This window comes from Pseudomonas sp. B21-047 (assembly GCF_024748775.1).
Taxonomy (GTDB): domain Bacteria; phylum Pseudomonadota; class Gammaproteobacteria; order Pseudomonadales; family Pseudomonadaceae; genus Aquipseudomonas; species Aquipseudomonas capeferrum.
In genome coordinates this window covers 883,928-905,829 of the sequence record NZ_CP087169.1, presented here as the reverse complement: position 1 = coordinate 905,829, position 21,902 = coordinate 883,928, and the positions used below count along the sequence as shown (strand labels likewise).

The window sequence follows — 21,902 nt, the reverse complement described above, 5'->3', positions numbered from 1 at the left end:
ACCGGTATCACGGCCGTCATGGTCGAGGCTGCGCGCAACACGTTCTTTCACGTTGCGCCGGCCCTGGGTCGCGAAGTCGAGCCAGTGTAGCCGCACACCAGCAGGGAGCATCCATGGACAACATCGTCGTCGCCGATAAGCAATCCGCAGTCGCCACCCAGAGTGCCTGGGGCAATGTCAGTCTCAACGGGCCAGGCGTCGTGCAGATGCCGGTTTCTCCCGATAAAGTGGCAACCGTCACCCAGCGCGGGCAAGACCTGATCGTTACCTTGAAGTCAGGCGAGAAGGTCACTATCGGCAACTTCTTCGCCGTGGATCAGGCGGGGGTCGGCAGCGACATCGTCTTCGTCGGTGAAGACGGCACCCTGTGGCATGCAAACTACGATGCAGCAGCATTCACTGGCTTTACCTTCGACGAAGTGGCTTCGCTGGATGAACTGGTCGCGGGTATCGGTGTGGCCGGTAGCGAGATGCCCACCTGGGCGATTGCCGGGCTCAGCCTGCTGGGTATCGGCGGCGCGGCGGCCGCTGCAGACAGCAGTGGCGGTGGCAGCAGCGGCAGCTCGGACCCGGGCGATACCACCGCCCCTGCCACGCCCATCGACCTGCTGGTGTCCCCCGATGGCCTGCGCCTGACCGGGCGTGGCGAAGCAGGCACCACGGTGAACATTCGCGACGCTGCGGGCAACCTGATCGGCAGCGGCACGGTGGGTGCCGATGGCAGTTTCAATGTGTCGCTTAGCCCCCCGCAGATCAACAGCGAGAACCTTCAAGTCACCCTGACCGATGGCGCTGGCAATGTCTCGGCCCCAGGCAGTGTTACCGCCCCGGATGCAACAGCCCCCGTAGCGCCGACCGAGCTTGCCATCAATGAACAGGGTACAACCCTCACCGGCCGTGCCGAGCCCGGCTCCACGGTAGCGGTGCGGGGCGCCGGTGGCGTGCTGCTGGGCAGCGCGGTGGCCGGTGCCGACGGGCAATTCAGCATTGCTTTGCAGCCTGCGCAGACCGATGGCCAGGCCCTGGAAGTGACCGCCCAGGATGCGGCTGGCAACACTTCGCCAGCCGCCGGGATCACGGCCCCGGATGTCGAAACGCCGCCCGACACTACCCCGCCGGATGCGCCAACCGACCTGCTGATCGCCCTGGCCGGGCGGCAACTCAGCGGCCGCGGTGAAGCGGGCACCACGGTGCAGATGCGTGACGCCGCCGGCAATGTGCTGGCGACGGGCACTGTGGGTGCAGACGGCACTTTCGTGATCGCGCTTGACCCTGCCGTGATCGACGGCAGTACCTTGCAAGTGACCCTGACCGACGCCGCTGGCAACGTTTCGCAACCAGGCTCGGTTACCTCGCAAGACCAGCTGCCACCGGCACAGCCGACTGACTTGGCCCTGGCCGAGGGCGTGACCCTCACCGGTCGCGGTGAACCAGGCGCCACCGTGCAGGTTCGCGACGCTGCGGGTAACGTGATTGGCACCGCCCTGGTGGGCGCAGACGGCAGCTTCAGCCTGACGCTTTCGCCCGCTCAAGCCAACGGCGAGGCGCTGGATATCCGCCAGGTGGATGCCGCTGGCAACACCTCCGCCCCGCTGCAATTCGATGCCCCGGACATTACGCCGCCTGCTGCCGTCAGCAACATCGTCGTCGGTGCCGGAGGCGTGGCCTTAAGTGGTCGTGGCGAGCCGGGTGCCACGGTTGAAGTGCGCGATGCCAATGGCAATGTGATTGGCACCGGTACGGTATTGGCCAACGGCACGTTCCTGATCGACTTGGACCCTGCCGTACAACCTGGCGAACACTTGAGCCTGGTGCAGACCGACCCGAGCGGTAACGCTTCGGTTGCCTTTGAATACGATGTGCCACAGACCACCGCGCCAGCCAGCCCGAGCGGCTTGGCCATCGACGCCGACGGCACCACCCTCACCGGTACCGCCCCAGCCGGCAGCCGCGTGGAAGTGCACGATGCCAATGGCACGCTGATCGGCAGCGCCATTGCCGGTGCCGATGGCACCTTCACTCTCGAACTCAACCCGGCACAGGCCAACGGCGAACTGCTGGACGTGGTCGCCATCGATGACACAGGGTTGTCGTCCCTGCCTGCGCAGATCACCGCGCCGGACATCACTGCTCCAACCGCACCGAGTGAACTGGTCGTCAGCGCTGACGGCACTGTCGTCACTGGCCGCGCCGAACCCGGCAGCACCGTGCGTATTCTTGCCGCCGACGGCACCGAATTGGGCAGCGCCCTGGTCGGGCCGACCGGCGTGTTCAACATCACCCTCGCTCCGCCGCAAGTCGATGGCGAAGTACTGCAAGCCACCGCAACCGACGACGCAGGCAATACCTCGACAGCAAGCTCCGTCACCGCACCCGATATCGACGGCGGCGACACCACGCCGCCTGACGCCCCTGTTGATCTGGTGATCGGCCTCGCGGGCCATCAACTCACTGGCCGTGGCGAAGCGGGCACTACCGTGCAGGTGCGTGACGCCGCCGGCAATGTGCTGGCGACCGGCACCGTGGGTGCAGACGGTAGCTTCGTGATCGCGCTTGACCCTGCCGTGATTGACGGCAGCACCCTGCAAGTCACCCTGACCGACGCTGCCGGCAACGTATCGCAGCCGGGCTCGGTCGCTTCGCAAGACCTGCTGCCACCGGCACAGCCAACTGACCTGGCCCTGGCCGAAGGCGTAACGCTTACCGGTCGCGGCGAGCCTGGCGCCACTGTTCAAGTTCGCGACGCAGCGGGCACAGTGATCGGCACCGGCCTGGTAGGCGCAGATGGCAGCTTCAGCCTGACGCTCTCCCCAGCTCAGGCCAATGGCGAGGCGCTGGATATCCGCCAGGTGGATGCCGCTGGCAACAGCTCTGCTCCGCTGCAATTCAATGTCCCAGACATCACCCCCCCGGATGCCGTCAGCAACATCGTGGTCGGCCCTGGCGGCCTGGTACTGGGCGGTCGTGGCGAAGCGGGCGCCACCGTGGAAGTACGCGACGCCGATGGCAACCTGCTTGGCCGCGGTGTAGTCGGCGCCAACGGTACGTTCCTGATCAACCTGGACCCGGCTGCGCAACCGGGCGAACAGCTGAGCCTGGTACAGGTTGACCCAAGCGGCAACGCGTCGGCCGTGGTGGCGTTCGATGTCCCTCTGACGACCGCACCCGCCAGCCCGAGTGGCCTGGCCATCGATGCCGACGGCACCACCCTCACCGGTACCGCCCCAGCCGGCAGCCGTGTGGAAGTGCATGATGCCAATGGCACGCTGATCGGCAGCGCCATTGCCGGTGCCGACGGCACCTTCACTATCGAGCTCAATCCAGCCCAGGCCAACGGCGAACTGCTGGACCTAGTCGCCATCGATGACACGGGGCTGTCGTCCCTGCCTGCACAAATCACCGCGCCAGACATCACCGCGCCGACCGCACCGAGCGAGCTGGCTGTCAGCGCTGACGGCACGGTTATCACTGGCCGCGCCGAACCGGGCAGCACCGTACGTATTCTTGCCGCCGACGGCACCGAACTGGGCAGCGCCCTGGTCGGCCCGACTGGTGTGTTCAACATCACCCTCAACCCGCCTCAGGTCGATGGTGAAACGCTGCAAGCCACGGCGACCGACGCCGCTGGCAACACGTCGCTTACCAGCTCGGTCATCGCGCCGGACATCGACGGGGTAGACACTACGCCACCGAGCGCACCGACCAATCTGGTGATCGGCCTTGCCGGCACTCAGCTCAGCGGCCGTGGCGAAGCGGGCACCACCGTGCAGGTGCGTGACGTCGCCGGCAATGTGCTGGCGACCGGGAGCGTGGCTGCAGACGGCACCTTCGTGATCGCGCTTGACCCTGCCGTGATCGACGGCAGCACCCTGCAAGTCACCCTGACCGACGCCGCTGGCAACGTATCGCAGCCGGGCTCGGTCGCTTCGCAAGACTTGCTGCCACCGGCGCAGCCGACCGACCTGGCCCTGGCCGAAGGCGTGACCCTTACCGGTCGCGGCGAACCAGGCGCCACGGTGCAGGTGCGTGACGCCGCAGGCAACGTGATTGGTACCGGCCTGGTCAATGCGGATGGCAGCTTCAGCCTGACGCTTGCTCCGGCTCAAGCTAATGGCGAGGCACTGGATATCCGCCTGGTGGATGCTGCTGGCAATACCTCCGCCCCGCTGCAGTTCGATGCCCCGGACATTACGCCGCCTGCTGCAGTAAGCGATATTGTCGTCGGCGCTGGCGGCCTGATACTGAGCGGTCGCGGCGAAGCCGGGGCCAGTGTTGAAGTGCGTGATGCCGACGGCAATGTAATCGGCACCGGCACGGTGGCCGCCAATGGCACCTTCATCATCGACCTCGACCCCGCCGTACAACCTGGCGAACAGCTAAGCCTGGTGCAGACCGACCCGAGCGGCAATGCTTCGGTTGCCTTTGAATACGATGTGCCCCTGATCACCGCGCCAGCCAGCCCGAGCGACCTGGCCATCGACGCCGACGGCACCACCCTCACCGGTACCGCGCCGGCCGGCAGCCGTGTCGAAGTTCACGATGCCAATGGCACACTGATCGGCAGCGCCATTGCCGGTGCCGACGGTACCTTCACCCTCGAACTCAACCCGGGCCAGGCCAACGGCGAACTGCTGGACGTAGTCGCCATCGATGACACGGGGCTGTCGTCCCTGCCTGCGCAGATCAATGCGCCAGACATCACCGCACCGGCCGCACCGAGTGAGCTGGCCGTCAGCGCTGACGGCACTGTCGTCACCGGCCGTGCCGAACCCGGCAGCACCGTGCGTATTCTTGCCGCCGACGGCACGGAACTGGGCACTGCCCTGGTCGGCCCGACTGGCGTGTTCAACATCACCCTCGCTCCGCCGCAAGTCGATGGCGAAGTGCTGCAAGCCACCGCAACCGACGTTGCGGGCAATACCTCGACAACCAGTTCCGTCACCGCGCCGGATATCGACGGCGGTGATACCACGCCACCGGAGGCACCGACCAACCTGGTAATCGGCCTCGCTGGCGCGCAGCTTAGCGGCCGCGGCGAAGCAGGTACCACCGTTCAGGTACGTGATGCTGCCGGAAATGTACTGGCGACCGGCACCGTCGGTGCAGACGGCACCTTCGTGATCGCGCTTGACCCTGCCGTGATTGACGGCAGCACCCTGCAAGTCACCCTGACCGACGCTGCCGGCAACGTTTCGCCACCGGGCTCGGTCGCGTCGCAAGACTTGCTGCCACCGGCGCAGCCGACTGACCTGGCCCTGGCCGAAGGCGTAACCCTTACCGGTCGCGGCGAACCAGGCGCCACTGTTCAGGTTCGCGACGCCGCAGGCACCGTGATCGGCACCGGCCTGGTCGGCGCCGATGGCCTGTTCAGCGTCACCCTCGCTCCCGCTCAGGCGAACGGCGAGGCGTTGGACATCCGTCAACTGGACGCTGCTGGCAACAGCTCGGCCCCGCTGCAGTTCGATGCCCCGGATATCACGCCGCCTGGCGCAGTAAGCGATATTGTCGTCGGCGCTGGCGGCCTGGTGCTGAGCGGTCGTGGCGAAGCCGGGGCCAGCGTCGAAGTGAGTGATGCCGACGGTAATGTGATCGGCACCGGTACCGTGGCCGCCAATGGCACCTTCATCATCAACCTCGACCCTGCCGTGCAACCCGGCGAGCAGCTGAGCCTGGTGCAGACCGACCCGAGCGGCAACGCTTCGGTGGCCTTCGAATACGACGTACCGCTGACCACCGCACCGGCCAGCCCGAGCGGCCTGGCCATCGATGCCGACGGCACCACCCTCACCGGTACCGCCCCAGCCGGCAGCCGTGTGGAAGTGCATGATGCCAATGGCACGCTGATCGGCAGCGCCATTGCCGGTGCCGACGGCACCTTCACCCTCGAACTCACCCCGCCGCAAGCCAACGGCGAACTGCTGGATGTGGTGGCCATCGATGACACGGGCTTGTCGTCCCTGCCTGCGCAGATCACTGCGCCGGACATCACCGCACCAGCCGCACCTGCCGAATTGGCCGTCAATGCCAACGGCACCGTCATCACTGGCCGCGCCGAACCGGGCAGCACCGTGCGTATCGTCGCCGCCGACGGCACTGAACTGGGTACTGCCCTGGTTGGGCCGACCGGTATTTTCAGCATCACCCTTGACCCGCCCCAGGTCGATGGCGAAGTGTTGCAAGCTACCGCGACCGATGCTGCGGGCAATACCTCGACAGCCAGCTCCGTCACCGCGCCGGATATCGACGGCGTCGACACCACACCACCGAGTGCACCGACCAACCTGGTGATCGGCCTTGCCGGCACCCAACTTAGCGGGCGTGGCGAAGCGGGTACCACCGTGCAGGTGCGTGACGCTGCCGGTAATGTGCTGGCGACCGGCACCGTGGCTGCAGACGGCACCTTCGTGGTCGCGCTTGACCCTGCCGTGATCGACGGCAGCACCCTGCAAGTGACCCTGACCGATGCAGCCGGCAACGTTTCGCAACCGGGCTCCATCGCCTCGCAAGACCTGCTGCCACCGGCACAACCAACCGACTTGGCCCTGGCCGAAGGCGTGACCCTTACCGGTCGCGGCGAACCGGGTGCCACTGTTCAAGTACGCGATGCAGCGGGCACGGTGATCGGCACCGCCCTAGTGGGCGCGGATGGCCTGTTCAGCGTCACCCTCGCCCCCGCTCAAGCAAACGGCGAGGCGCTGGATATCCGCCTGGCGGATGCTGCGGGCAACACCTCGACCCCGCTGCAATTCGATGCCCCAGATATCACGCCGCCTGCCGCCGTAAGCGGTATTGTCATCGGCGCTGGCGGCCTGGTACTGAGCGGTCGCGGCGAAGCGGGTGCCAGCGTCGAAGTGCGCGATGCCGACGGTAATGTGATCGGCACCGGCACGGTGGGCGCCAATGGCACCTTCACTATCAACCTTGACCCGGCCGTACAACCCGGCGAACAGTTAAGCCTGGTACAGACCGACCCGAGCGGCAACGCTTCGGTTGCCTTCGAATACGACGTACCGCTGACCACCGCGCCGGCCAGCCCGAGCGAGCTGGCCATCGATGCCGACGGCACCACCCTCACCGGTACCGCCCCAGCCGGCAGCCGTGTGGAAGTGCATGATGCCAATGGCACGCTGATCGGCAGCGCCATTGCCGGTGCCGACGGTACTTTCACTCTCGAGCTCAACCCGGCCCAGGCCAACGGCGAACTGCTGGATGTGGTGGCCATCGATGACACGGGCTTGTCGTCCCTGCCTGCGCAGATCACCGCGCCAGACATCACCGCGCCAGCCGCACCGAGTGAATTGGCCGTCAGCGCTGACGGCACTCTCGTTACTGGCCGCGCCGAGCCGGACAGCACCGTGCGCATTCTTGCCGCCGATGGCACTGAACTGGGTACTGCCCTGGTTGGGCCGACCGGTATTTTCAGCATCACCCTTGACCCGCCACAGGTCGATGGCCAAGTGCTGCAAGCCACCGCTACCGACGCCGCAGGCAATGCCTCTACAGCCAGCTCCGTCACCGCGCCGGACATCGACGGCGTCGACATCACCCCACCGAGTACACCGGCCAACCTGGTGATCGGCCTTGCTGGCACTCAGCTCAGCGGCCGTGGCGAAGCGGGCACCACCGTGCAGGTGCGTGACGCCGCCGGCAATGTGCTGGCGACCGGAACCGTCGGTGCAGATGGCACCTTCGTGATCGCGCTTGACCCTGCCGTGATCGATGGCAGCACCTTGCAAGTGACCCTGACCGATGCCGCAGGCAACGTTTCGCAGCCGGGTTCGGTCGCCTCGCAAGACCTGCTGCCACCGGCACAACCCACCGACTTGGCCCTGGCCGAAGGCGTGACCCTTACCGGTCGCGGCGAACCGGGTGCCACTGTTCAAGTACGCGATGCAGCGGGCACGGTGATCGGCACCGCCCTGGTGGGCGCGGATGGCCTGTTCAGCGTCACCCTCGCCCCCGCTCAAGCAAACGGCGAGGCACTGGATGTCCGCGTGGAGGATGCCGCCGGCAACACCTCCACCCCGCTGCAGTTCGATGCTCCGGACATCACCCCACCTGGCGCTGTCAGCAACATCGTCGTCGGTGCCGACGGCCTGGCCCTGAGCGGCCGTGGCGAAGCGGGTGCCAGCGTTGAAGTACGCGATGCCAATGGCAATGTGATTGGCACCGGCACGGTACTGGCCAACGGCACCTTCCTGATCGACCTCGACCCGGCCGCACAGCCTGGTGCGCAGCTCAGCCTGGTGCAAACCGACCCAAGCGGCAACGCCTCCGAAGCCCTGCTGTACGACGTCCCCCTGACCACCGCGCCGGCCAGCCCGAGCGACTTGGTAGTGGCCGAAGACGGCACCAGCATCAGTGGTAATGCCCCGGCTGGCACCCGTGTTGAAGTGCATGATGCCAACGGCACCCTGGTCGGCAGCGTGGTGGCGGGTGCCGATGGCACCTTCACCGCCATCCTCGACCCGGCCCAGGCCAACGGCGAACTGCTGGATGTGGTGGCCATCGATGACACGGGCTTGTCGTCCCTGCCTGTGCAAATCGCAGCACCAGACATCACTGCCCCAACTGCCCCAAGCGAGCTCGCCGTAAGCGCTGACGGCAGCACAGTCACCGGCCGCGCCGAACCGGGCAGCACCGTGCGTATTCTTGCCGCTGACGGCAGCGAACTGGGCACTGCCCTGGTCGGCCCGACCGGCACCTTCAACATCACCCTCGACCCGCCGCAAGTCGATGGGGAGGTGCTGCAGGTCACCGCAACCGATGCTGCGGGCAATACCTCCACAGCCGGCACGGTCACGGCGCCGGACATCGACGGCGGTGACACCACGCCACCGGAGGCACCGACCAACCTGGTGATCGGCCTCGCCGGCAGCCAGCTCAACGGCCGCGGCGAAGCCGGGGCCAGCGTGCAGGTGCGCGATGCCGAGGGCAATCTCCTGGCCACTGGCACGGTCAACCCGGATGGCAGCTTCCAGCTCACCCTGGACCCAGCCGTGAACGACGGCAGCACCCTGCAAGTGGTACTGACCGACGCCGCAGGCAACGCCTCCGAACCCGGCTCGGTCATCTCGCCAGACCTGCTGGCCCCTGAGCAACCGACCGGCCTGGGCCTGGCCAATGGCGTGACCTTGACCGGTAGCGGCGAACCGGGCGCCACGGTGCAGGTTCGCAATGCTGCTGGCGACCTGATCGGCACCGGCCTGGTCAACGACAACGGCAGCTTCAGCCTCTCACTGTTCCCTGCGCAGGCCAATGGCGAGGCGCTGGATGTGCGCCTGGTGGATGCCGCTGGCAACAGCTCCACCCCACTGCAATTCGATGCCCCGGACATCACCCCACCGGCGGCAGTCAGCAACATTGTCGTCGGCGCCGACGGCCTGGCCCTGAGCGGTCGGGGCGAAGCAGGAGCCAGCGTCGAAGTGCGTGACGCCGATGGCAACCTGATCGGCACCGGCACCGTTGGCGAAAACGGCACCTTCCTGATTGACCTTGCGCCAGCTGCCCAACCGGGCGCGCAACTGAGCCTGGTGCAGACCGACCCAAGCGGCAACGCCTCCGAAGCCTTGCTATACGACGTACCCCTGACCACCGCGCCGGCCAGCCCAAGCGACCTGGTGGTGGCCGAAGACGGTACCAGCATCAGCGGTAGCGCCCCAGCCGGTACGCGCGTGGAAGTGCACGATGCCAACGGCACCCTGGTCGGCAGCGTGGTGGTCGGCGCCGAAGGCACCTTCACCGTCATCCTCAACCCGGCCCAAGCCAACGGCGAGCTGCTCGACCTGGTGGCTATCGACGGCACCGGCGCATCGTCGCTGCCAGTGCAAGTGGGCGCACCCGACATCACCGCGCCCGCCACACCGACCGAACTTGCCGTCAGCACCGATGGCAGCGTGGTCACCGGGCGTGCCGAAGCCGGTAGCACCGTGCGGATCCTGGCGGCCGATGGCACTGAACTTGGCAGTGCACTGGTTGGCCCGACCGGCATCTTCAACATCACCCTCGACCCACCTCAGGTCGACGGTGAGGTGTTGCAAGTGTCGGCCACCGACAACGCCGGCAACAGCTCCACGGCGGGAACCGTCACGGCCCCGGACATCGACGGCGGTGATACCACCCCACCGGAGGCGCCAACCAACCTGGTGATCGGCCTCGCCGGCAGCCAGCTCAACGGCCGCGGCGAAGCCGGTGCCAGCGTGCAGGTGCGCGATGCCGAGGGCACTCTCCTGGCCACCGGCACGGTCAACCCGGATGGCAGCTTCCAGCTCACCCTGGACCCGGCCGTCAAAGACGGCAGTACCCTGCAAGTGGTACTGACCGACGCCGCAGGCAACGCCTCCGAACCTGGCTCGGTCATCTCGCCAGACCTGCAGGCACCCGAACAACCGACCGGCCTGGCCCTGGCCAATGGCGTGACCTTGACCGGTAGCGGCGAGCCGGGTGCCACGGTGCAGGTCCACGACGCTGATGGCGACCTGATCGGCACGGGCCTGGTCAACGACAACGGCAGCTTCAGCCTTACGCTGTCGCCTGCACAGGCCAATGGCGAAGCCCTCGACATCCGCCTGGTGGATGCCGCCGGCAACACCTCTGCTCCGCTGCAGTTCGATGCCCCGGACATCACCCCACCGGCAGCGGTCAGTACCATCGTGGTCGGTGCCGACGGCCTGACCCTCAGCGGCCGCGGCGAAGCGGGGGCCAGCGTCGAAGTGCGTGACGTCGATGGCAACCTGCTGGGCAGCGGTACCGTGCTTGCCAACGGCACCTTCCTGGTCGACCTCAACCCCGCCGCGCAGCCGGGCGAACGCCTGAGCCTGGTCCAGACCGACGCGGCCGGCAATGCCTCTGAAGCCCTGCAATACGATGTGCCGCTGGCCACCGTACCCACCAGCCCAAGCGAGCTGGTGGTCGCTGAAGACGGTACCAGCATCAGCGGTAGCGCCCAGACCGGCACCCGCGTAGAAGTGCACGATGCCAACGGCACCCTGGTCGGCAGCGTGGTGGTCGGTGCCGAAGGCACCTTTACCGTCGTGCTCACACCCGCACAGGCCAATGGCGAGCTGCTGGATGTGGTGGCCATCGACAGCACCGGTGCATCGTCCCTGCCGGTACAAGTCAGCGCACCGGACATCACCGCCCCCGACACGCCCACCGAACTCGCCGTCAGCACCGATGGCAGCGTGGTCACCGGGCGTGCCGAAGCCGGCAGCACCGTGCGGGTTCTGGCAGCCGATGGCACCGCGCTGGGCAGCACGCTGGTCGGCCCAAGCGGCGCCTTCAGCGTCACCCTCACCCCACCCCAAGTCGATGGCGAACAACTGCAAGTCACTGCCACCGATACCACGGGCAATAGCTCGACAGCCGGCACCGTCACCGCGCCGGATATCGACAACGGCGGCGATACCACGCCGCCAGAGCCGGCCACCGACCTGGTGGTCAGCGATGACGGGCGCACTGTTTCTGGTCGCGGCGAACCTGGCGCGACGGTCGAGGTACGCAACGACCAGGGCCAACTGCTGCAAAGTGGCACGGTAGGCCCTGACGGCGACTTCACCGTGCAACTGCCGTCGGCGGTTGTAGACGGTTCGTCCCTGCAAGTGACCTTGACCGATGCCGCCGGCAACGTTTCGCAACCAGGCTCGGTGGCCACACCGGACCAGGTTGCCCCGCTGCAACCCACCGACCTGGTGCTTACCGCTGGCAACAGCCTCACCGGTAGCGCCGAACCGGGCGCGCGGGTGAACGTACGTGACGCCTTGGGCGACTTGATCGGCAGCGCCATCGTCGAGCCCGACGGCACCTTCACCCTGACCCTGAACCCTGCCCAGGCCAATGGCGAGACCCTGGCCATCACCGTGGTCGACGCCGCCGACAATGCCTCGGTGCCGTTGAGCTACGTGGCACCGGACATCACCGCGCCAGCGATCATCACCGACGTCGTCGCCGGTGCTGGCAGCCTGGCCGTGTCCGGTCGCGGCGAAGCCGGCGCCGAAGTGGAAGTGCGGGATGCCGGTGGCACTGTCATCGGCACCGGCACGGTGGCCCCGAATGGCACCTTCGTGATCGACCTCGCCAACCCATTGGCCGCTGGCGAGTCGATCGTACTGGTGCAAACCGACGCCGCTGGCAACACCTCGGTGGGCATCGACGTCATCGTTGCCGATGCACCGCTGCCCGAAAGCCCGAGCGATCTGGTGCTGGCGCCTGACGGTTCATCCATCAGCGGCACTGCCCCAGCGGGCACGCAAGTTGAGGTGCGCGACGCCCAGGGCACTGTCATTGGCAGCGTCCAGGCAGGCATCGACGGCACCTTCACCATCGGCCTGACACCTGCTCAGGCCAACGGCGAAGTGCTTGATGTGGTCGCCGTCGATGCCGATGGCAACAGCTCGCTGCCGGCCCAAATCACCGCACCCGACATCACCCCGCCCAACCAGGCCAGCGACCTGCAGCTCAGCGCCGATGGCAGCGTCCTCACCGGGCGCGGCGAGCCCGGCACCACCGTTCAGGTCATCAACGCCCAGGGCGATGTGCTGGGTAATGCCCAGGTCGGCGACAACGGCGTCATCAGCGTTATCCTGACCCCCGCGCAAACCGACGGCCAGGAACTGGACGTGGTACTGCGCGACCCCGCAGGCAACACCTCCAGCGCAACCGTCAACGCGCCTGACCTGGATGGCCCGCTGCAGCCTTCGGGCCTGGCCATCGATACCGCCGGCATCCACCTCACCGGGCAGGGCCAGAGCGGTTCGATCGTGACCGTGCGCGCCGAGGACGGCACCGTGCTGGGTACCGCCACGGTGGCTGCCGACGGCCGCTTCGACGTCACCCTCAACCAGCCGCAGCGCAATGGCGAAAGCCTGACCGTGGAAGCCACCGACAACCTGGGCAACAGCGCAGGCCCGGTTGACTTCACGGCGCCCGATACCACACCACCGCAAGTGGTCACTGGCGTCGCCATCGATGACGCAGGCACCACCGTCACCGGCACCGGTGAACCCGATGCCACGGTCATCGTGCGGGGGCCGGACGGCACCGTACTGGGCAGCGTCGTGGTTGGTACGGGCGGCACCTTCGAAATCACCCTGGACACGCCGCAAACCAACGGCCAGGCACTGACCGTGGAGCAACGTGACCCCACCGGCAACTTGTCTACCGCCGTCACCCTGCCGGCACCGGACAGCGAAGCGCCAGACACCCCGACAGGCCTCACCTTGTCGGGCGATGGCCGCACCGTTAGTGGCACCGGCGAGCCGGGTGCGCAGGTTACCGTCACCGGCACGGCTGGCGCGATTTTGGGCACCGCCGTGGTCGAGGCCGACGGCAGCTTCCGCGTAAGCATCGACCCGCCACAACTCAACGGGCAGACCCTGTCCGTCACCCAGGCTGACGGCGCCGGCAATGACTCGACGCCTGGCACCGTGACCGCGCCTGACCTCGAAGCACCGGCAGCGGCGCAAGGCCTGGGCCTGAACCCCGAAGGCACGGTACTCAGTGGCCAGGGCGAACCGGGTAGCACCGTGGAAGTGCGCAACGCAGCCGGCGACCTGCTGGGCACCCTCCCGGTGGGCGAGGACGGCACCTTCAGCGTTACCCTCACGCCCGCCCAGACCAACGGCGAAGTGCTGTCGGTGGTACTGATCGACAGCGAAGGCAATGCATCGCCATCGGCCACCTTCACCGCCGATGACAGCACCGCCCCTACCGCACCGGACGGGCTCTCCATCACCCCCGGCGGCAACGCGATCCAGGGCACCGGCGAAGCGGGCTCGACTGTTGAAGTGCGCACCCCCGACGGCACCTTGGTGGGCAGTGTGGTGGTACCGGCTGGCGGCCAGTTCACAGTACCGCTGGCGCCTGCGCAGCTCGATGGCCAGGCGCTGGACGTGACCTTGACCGACGCCGCTGGCAACCAATCCCTGGCTACCCAGATCATCGCACCGGACGTCACGCCGCCAGCACTGCCCACCGACGTGGTGGTCAGCCCGGATGGCACCACCGTTACCGGCAACGCGCCAGGCGCCACTTCGGTGACGGTGTGGGACGCGGACGGCAACGAAACCACCGAGCCGGTGAACCCCGATGGCAGCTTCAGCGTGACGCTGCCGACCCCGCAGACCAATGGCGAAAGCGTGACCGTGGTCGTCACCGACGGCGCCAACAACGGCTCCGCGCCGATCACCATCACCGCACCCGACACCACCGACCCACTGCCGGCCACGGGGGTCACCGTCAGCCCGGATGGCAGCATTGTCGGCGGCGGCGCCGAACCTGGCAGCACGGTGGTCATCCGTAACCCGGACGGCAGCGAGCGCGGCAGCGAAACCGTGGGCCCGGACGGCACCTTCGTGGTACCGGTCAACCCACCACTGACGGCGGGCGAAACCGTCGACGTGGTGGTGATCGACCCTGCCGGCAACGAGTCCACCCCGGTCTCGCTGGACGGCCCGGATGGCACCGAAGCCGCCACTCCAAGCGGCCTCGCCCTCAGCGCCGATGGCTTCCTGCTGATCGGCCAGGGCACCGTCGGGTCGCTGATCACCGTGACCGCCGGCGGCACCACCCTGGGCACGGCGACGGTTGGCAGCGATGGCACCTTCCGGGTGTTCTTCCAGAATGCCCAGCTCAATGGCGAGACCCTTGTGGTCACCGCTCGCACCTCGGTCGATGGCAATCCGTCGGTACCGGCCACCCTCGTGGCCAACGACAGCACAGCGCCGGATGCGCCGACCCAGGTTGCCATCGACCGTACCGGCAGCACGCTGACCGGCCAGGGCGAAGTGGGTGCGACCGTTCGCGTGGTCAATGCCCAGGGCGACGTGCTTGGCACCGCGACCGTCGGCAGCAATGGCTTGTTCAGCATCAGCTTCGCGCCAGCGCTGGCCAATGCGCAAAACCTGATCGTCACCCAGGCCGATGGCGCGGGTAACGTCTCGCTCGCGGCCACCCTGCAGGCACCTGACCTGCAGGCGCCGCTGGCAGCCAACAACCTCAGCCTGAACAGCGCGGCCACCGTGCTCAGCGGCGAAGGCGAAGCCGGTGCCAACGTCACCGTGCGTGATGCCAGCGGCGCGATCCTGGCCACCGGCACCGTCAACCAGAACGGCCAGTTCCAGATCACCCTGCCGAGCGCGCAAACCGACGGCAGCCCCCTGCAGGTCACGCTCAGCGATGCTGCGGGTAACGTGTCTGGCCCGGCCAGCATGGCGACGCCAGACCGCACACCGCCTGCCGCCATCAGCAACCCCGTCCTCAGCCAGGACGGCCGGCAGCTGTCGGGCAGCGGTGAAGTGGGCGCCACGGTCCAGGTCCGCAATGCCGCCGGCATCGTGCTCGGCACCGCCGTGGTCGGGGCCGATGGGCGCTTCACGGTGGTGTTCGACACACCGCAGGCCAACGGCCAGGCCATCGGCGTCACGCAAGTGGATGCTGCTGGCAATACCTCGACGGCAGTCAACGTCAGCACCCCTGACCTGACCCCACCCGCGCCGCTGACCAATGTGGTGCTGAACAACAACGGCCTGACCCTGAGCGGCCTCGGTGAAGCAGGCGCCACCGTGACCGTGCGCGGCCCGGATGGCACCATCATCGGCACCGGGCTGGTGGCCGCCAACGGCAGCTTCACACTGACGCTCGACAATGCACAGCTCAACGCCCAGCACTTGAGCGTGACCCAGACCGACGCGGGCAACAACACCTCTACTGCAGTGGCAGTCACCGCGCCGGACTTCACCCCACCACCGGCACCGACCACCCTGGCCCTGGCTGCCACCGGCCTGCAACTGACCGGTAACGCAGAAGCGGGCAGCACCGTGACCGTGCGCGATGCCGCAGGCAACGTGCTCGGCACTGCAGTGGCCGGCAGCAATGGCACCTTCCAGGTCACCCTGAACAGTGCCCAGACCAACGGCCAGACCGTGCAGGTAACCGCCACCGATGCCGCAGGCAACGTGTCGCCAGCCGCGCCTTACACCGCAGCCGATACCACGCCACCTGCCGTCGTGACCAACCTTGCTGTAGCGGCCAATGGCGCGACCCTCACCGGCACCGGTGAAGCCAACGCCACAGTCACCGTTCGCGCACCGGACGGTAGCGTGCTAGGCACCGCCACCGTCGGGGCCGATGGCCACTTCAGCGTGGCCCTGTCACCGGCTGCCATTACCGGCGAAAGCCTCAGCGTGGTGCAGGCCGATGCCGCGCAGAACGTTTCGCCTGCGCAAACCGTCACCGCGCCGGGCGTGCTGGCGCCGGATACACCCGACAACCTGGTACTGGCTGCCGATGGCCTGGCAGTGACCGGCACGGCAACCCCAGGCAGCACGGTGAATGTGTATGGCCCCAATGGCGTACTGCTGGGTACCGCCCCGGTCGCCAACGACGGCACCTTCACGGTCAACCTCGGTAGCGCCCAGGCCAACGGCGAAGTGCTGCAAGTCAGCGCCGTAGGCACCGACGGCAGCACGTCGCTGCCGGCCAGCCTGCAAGCGCCCGACACCACCGCACCGTTGCCACTGGCCTATGTCGTGCTGTCCAGCGACGGGCTGGTGCTCAGTGGCCGCGGCGAGCCGGGTGCCACCGTCACCGTGATCGGTGAAGGCGGCATCGATCTCGGCACCGGTCTGGTCGATGTCAATGGCAACTTCAGCATTGGCCTTGGCAGCGCGCAGATCAACGGCGAACAGCTCAGCGCCAGCCAGTCCGATGTTGCCGGCAACGAGTCCAACAGCATCAGCCTCACCGCGCCTGATCGCGTGGCACCCGATGCCGCCGAGAACCTGGCCTTCGCCGGGGGCGGCAGCCTGCTCAACGGTACCGGCGAAGCGGGCGCCACTGTCCGCGTGCTGGCTGCCGATGGCAGCGTGCTCGGCACCGCGGTCGTGCGTGGCGACGGCAGCTTCCAGGTAGACCTCGGTACGCCGCAGGCCAACGGCCAGCAGGTGCAAGTGGTGCTGATCGATGCCGCCGGCAACCAGTCGGATGCCAGTGCCATCACCGCGCCCGACACCACGCCACCAGCCGCACCAACCGAGCTTGCCATCTCCAGCGATGGCATCACCCTCACCGGCCGCGGCGAGGTTGGGGCAGAGGTCATCGTCACCGCGCCGAATGGCGATGAAGTCGGCAGGGCCACGGTCGACGCCAGCGGGCATTTCACCGTCACCCTCACCCCGGCGTTGGGTAACAGCGAGCTGCTCAGCTTCACCCAGACCGACGCTGCCGGCAACGTATCGGCGGTGGCCACCCTGCAGACCCCAGACTTCACCCCGCCCGCCGCGCTCACCGAGGTCGACATCAGTGTCGACGGCAGCGTGGTGACCGGCCTGGGCGAAGCCGGGGCAACCGTCACCGTGCGCAACACTGCAGGCACCGTGCTGGGCTTTGGCACCGTGCAGGCCGACGGCAGCTTCCGCGTCGAGCTGACCCCCGCGCAGATCAACAGCGAACCGCTGTCGGTACAGCAGGCCGACCCACCCGGCAATATCAGTGCGCCGGTCAACATCCTGGCGCCCGACCTCACGCCACCAGCGCCTGCGACCGAGCTGCGGCTCAACGTGGCGGGCGACCAGCTCAGCGGCATCGGCGAAGCGGGCGCTACCGTTCGCGTCTATGTCGGCATCACCCAGATCGGTACCATCGAGGTCGGTGCCGACGGTAAGTTCGTGGTCGACCTGAGCTCGGCGCAGCTTGACGGGCAGGTGCTGCAAGTGACCCTGACCGATCCGCGCGGCAACGTCTCGCCGATCAGCACGACCACCGCAGCTGACATTACCCCGCCAGCCACAGTGATCGCCGTGATCAACGACAGCGGCACCCAGCTGGTTGGTACCGGTGAAGCCGGCGCCCGCGTCACCGTGGTAAACAACAATGGCGACCTGCTTGGCCAGGTGACAGTCGACCCGGACGGCACCTTCGTGCTCGACCTGAACGCTGCGCAGATCAACGGCCAAACCCTGACCCTCATCGCCCAGGACGCCACCGGCAACCCGTCCGCGCCACTGCAAGTGACCGCACCGGACCTGACGCCACCGCTACCACCGACCGACTTGTTGCTCAACCCGGCCGGCACCTCGATGACGGGTACTGCCGAAGCAGGCACCACCATCACCGTTCGCGGGCCGAACAACGCGGTGGTTGGCACGGTGGAGGTACCTGAGAACGGCCAGTTCACCGTCACCCTCAACCCGGCCCAGAACAATGGCCAACTGCTGACCGTTGTGTCCACCGACGATGCCGGCAACGCCTCGCTGCCTGCCAGCTACCAGACCAACGACACCTCGCCGCCTGCGGTGGTCACGGACATGGCCATCAACAACACCTTCAACGTGCTGACCGGTAAAGGCGAACCCAATGCGACGGTCACCGTCAGCCGCGGCGGCATCGTGCTGGGCACTGGCGAGGTGGATGCTGCCGGCAACTTCCAGGTAACCCTGGTGCCGGCAGCCGGCAGCCTTGCCACGTTGGCGGTGACGCAGTCTGACGGCTTCAACACCTCGGCGGTCGCGACCTATATCACGCCACTGCTGGCACCGCCAGTGCCGCCCACCAACGTGACCCTGGGCAGCGACGGCCTGACCCTGTCGGGCAACGCGCCGAGCGGTGTCGGCATCCGCGTGTACGATGCCGCAGGCAACCTGATCGGCACGGGCGGGGCCACACTCAATGGCACCTTCACCCTGCAACTGGACACGGCGCAGCTCGACGGCCAGCACCTTAGCGTGACGGCAGTGGCACTGGTGGGCGGCGAATCGCAACCGACCTTCGTCCAGGCCGCCGACATCACGCCACCGGCCAACCCGCTGGTGACCGGCCTGTCCGCCAATGGCCTGGTACTCACCGGTACCGGTGAGGCCAATGCTACGGTGACCGTGCGCGACGCCGCCAACAACGTGCTCGGCACCGGGGTGGTGAATGCCGGTGGCGTGTTCAGCATCAACCTGATCACGCCGCAGCTCAATGGCCAGGTATTGGCCGTGAGCCAGGCCGATACGACCGGCAACGCGTCTGGCAGCACCAGCTTCACGGCTATCGATGTACAGCCGCCTGTTGCGCCTACCAACGTGGTCATCAACGGCACGGGTACCGAGCTCACAGGGCGTGGCGAGGCCGGTGCAACCGTGACCGTGCAAGGCCCGAGCGGCCCGCTCGGCTCGGCCGTGGTGCAACCCGACGGTACCTTCACCATCACCCTGACCACAGCGCAAAATGATGGGCAATTGCTGGTCGTACGCCAGTCCGACCCGTCCGGCAACCTGTCCGCCAGCATCAGCCTGACGGCGCCGGACACCACGCCACCGGCAGCGCCGCTGGCAACCATCAACGCCAACGGCACGGCCGTCAGCGGCTCTGGCCAGGTTGGCAGCACCGTCACCGTGCGCAACAGCGCAGGCACCGTGCTGGGCACTGCAACAGTGGGCAGCAACGGCCTGTTCGTGGTCAGCCTGACTGCGGCGCAGATCGACAACCAGGCCCTGAGCGTCACCCTCACCGACGGTGCGGGTAATGCCTCAACCGGCACCGCGCTTACCGCACCTGACCTGACCCCACCAGCGGCCGCCAGCAACCTGGTGATCAGCGCCGACGGCAGCAGCCTCACCGGCAGTGGCGAGGTGGGTGCCACCGTCACCGTGCGCAGTGCCAACGGCACCGTGCTGCAGACGGCGGTGGTGCAACCGGACGGCAACTTCACCGTGGCCCTGAGCCCACCTCAGGATAATGGCCAGTTGCTGTCGGTCACCCTCAGCGACGGGCGCGGCAACGTGTCCGGCAACGTCAACATCACCGCGCCCGACGTCGACGCCAATGCCCCGGTGATCGCCAGCGACAACCTGGTGACCGCCGAGGTCAACCTGGCACCGGTGGTCAGCTCGCGGACTTATCAGGACAGCTTCACGACCTTGCTGGCGGGCTTCACCAAGACCTACACCTGGACGGTAGGTGCCGGTACCACCGTGGACCCGACGCTGACCCTGAACACCAGCAGCGCGCTGTCGCTGCTCGACAACACGACCTTCACCCTGCAGGTGAAGAACGCTGACGGTAACTGGGTGACCTTGGCCACAGGCACCAGCCAAGGCCTGCTCGACCTGATCCTGCTGCCGCTGGGCCAGGGCATCCGCGTCGATATCGGCGTGCTGCAGGCGGGGGACTATCGCCTGACCGTCGGCAGTGGCGGCATCGGCCTGATTACCAACGTGACCACCACGCTGGACATCGAAACCACCAGCCTCACGCAGTTCACCGGCACCGGCACGGCAACATCGGGGAACGTCATCACTGACGTCGGCACCGACGGCGCCGTCGACGCCCTTGGCCCGGACAGCGCCGCCGTCCTTCAGGTCATGAAGGACGGCAGCTATGTCTCGGCGGGCAGCGCCACCACGGTGCAGGGCTTGTACGGCACCCTGGTGATCCGCGGCGACGGCAGCTACACCTACACGCCTAACGGCAGCCCATCGAGCGTCGGCAAGGTCGATGTGTTCAGCTACCAGCTGCTGCATGCCAACGGCGCGTCCGATGCCGCCAACCTGTATGTGCGCATCGACAGCCCACAAGCCACGGAAATCTGGAGCGACAGCAACTACGGCGCACCGGCCACGGTGGTCGACGCGGTCAACGATGCCGGTACCAGCCACCTCACCCTGGCCAACCGGGTAGACACCAACAGTGACACGCTAGGCACGCTCCGCTTGCCATTGATTGGTTCACGCCAGGCCCTCTACGACACTAGCGTTGCCGCCGACACCACGGCCAACCTGCAAGTGGTAGTCAACTCCACCAACCTGTTGAGCCTGCTCAATGGCACCACCCTCGACCTGCTCAAACTCAACCCGGCTACCGGCCAGTACGTGCTGGTGCAGTCGGTCGGTGGCGGCTCACTGATCAGCCTGCTTGGCGGCGGTGCCGGCTACACGTTCCAGAACCAAGGCGCCGGCGCCTACCAAATACGTGTCACCGCAGGCGGCATCGGCCTGGCCAGCTCGATCACCACCAGCGTCAACGCCACTACCACGCACCTGACCGAGTTCGTGGTCAGCGGCGCCACCGCAGTCACCGGCAACCTGTTGACCGACGACAACGTCGGCTCGCCATTGACCGTGCTGAGTGTGATGACGGCGGCCAATACCTACACCATCCCGGGCTACAACGGGGTCAGTGTGGCGGGCAACTACGGCACCTTGCTGGTGCACGCCGATGGCAGCTACACCTACACCCTCAACGCCGGGCTGACCAATGCGGTGATCGGCCAGCATGAAACCTTCACCTACGAACTGACCCACCCCAACGGCACCACCGACACCGCCAACCTCACCATCAACCTGGACAACGCCGCCAACTTCACCGCCACCAGCTCGCTGCTGGCCGACACCGGCGACGAAGGTGTGGCACTGGCCAGTATCGCGGCGGCGGCCTCCAGCGAAGTGATCGCCGGCACCGACGGCAACGACCACCTCGATGGCAGCCAGGGCGGCCACATCACCCTGCAAGGGGGGGCGGGCGACGACACCTTGGTGGTGGTCGACCAGAACTTCGCCAGCGTCGATGGCGGCACGGGTACCGACACCCTGCTGTGGGGCGGCGGTGATGCCAGCATCGACCTGGGTAACCTGGTCGGGCGGGTGCATGACATCGAAGTGATCGACCTCAACGACACCAGTTCGGTGGCGCTGACCCTGAACCTGGCGGACGTGGTCGCGATCACCGAAACCGGCACCGACACACTGGTCATCAAGGGGGATGAAAACGACTCGGTTCACATGACGGACAACTGGGCGCTGGTCGGAAACCAAACCGCCGACGGCATCGACTATAACCAATACACGGCCCAGGAGGATCCAAGCCAGCACCTGTGGGTGCAGAACGGTATCCATGTCGTCTGAGGCCGCTGCAACCCCGCCGGG

At 67.2% G+C, this 21,902-nt stretch carries 1 protein-coding gene; it reads left to right on the top strand.

Going from position 1 to position 21,902, the window contains the following annotated elements:
- Positions 1–113 precede the first annotated feature (113 nt).
- Positions 114–21,881, top strand: coding sequence for a BapA/Bap/LapF family large adhesin (locus LOY26_RS04070; protein WP_258714424.1), 21,768 nt, complete (start codon positions 114–116; stop codon positions 21,879–21,881).
- Positions 21,882–21,902 lie beyond the last annotated feature (21 nt).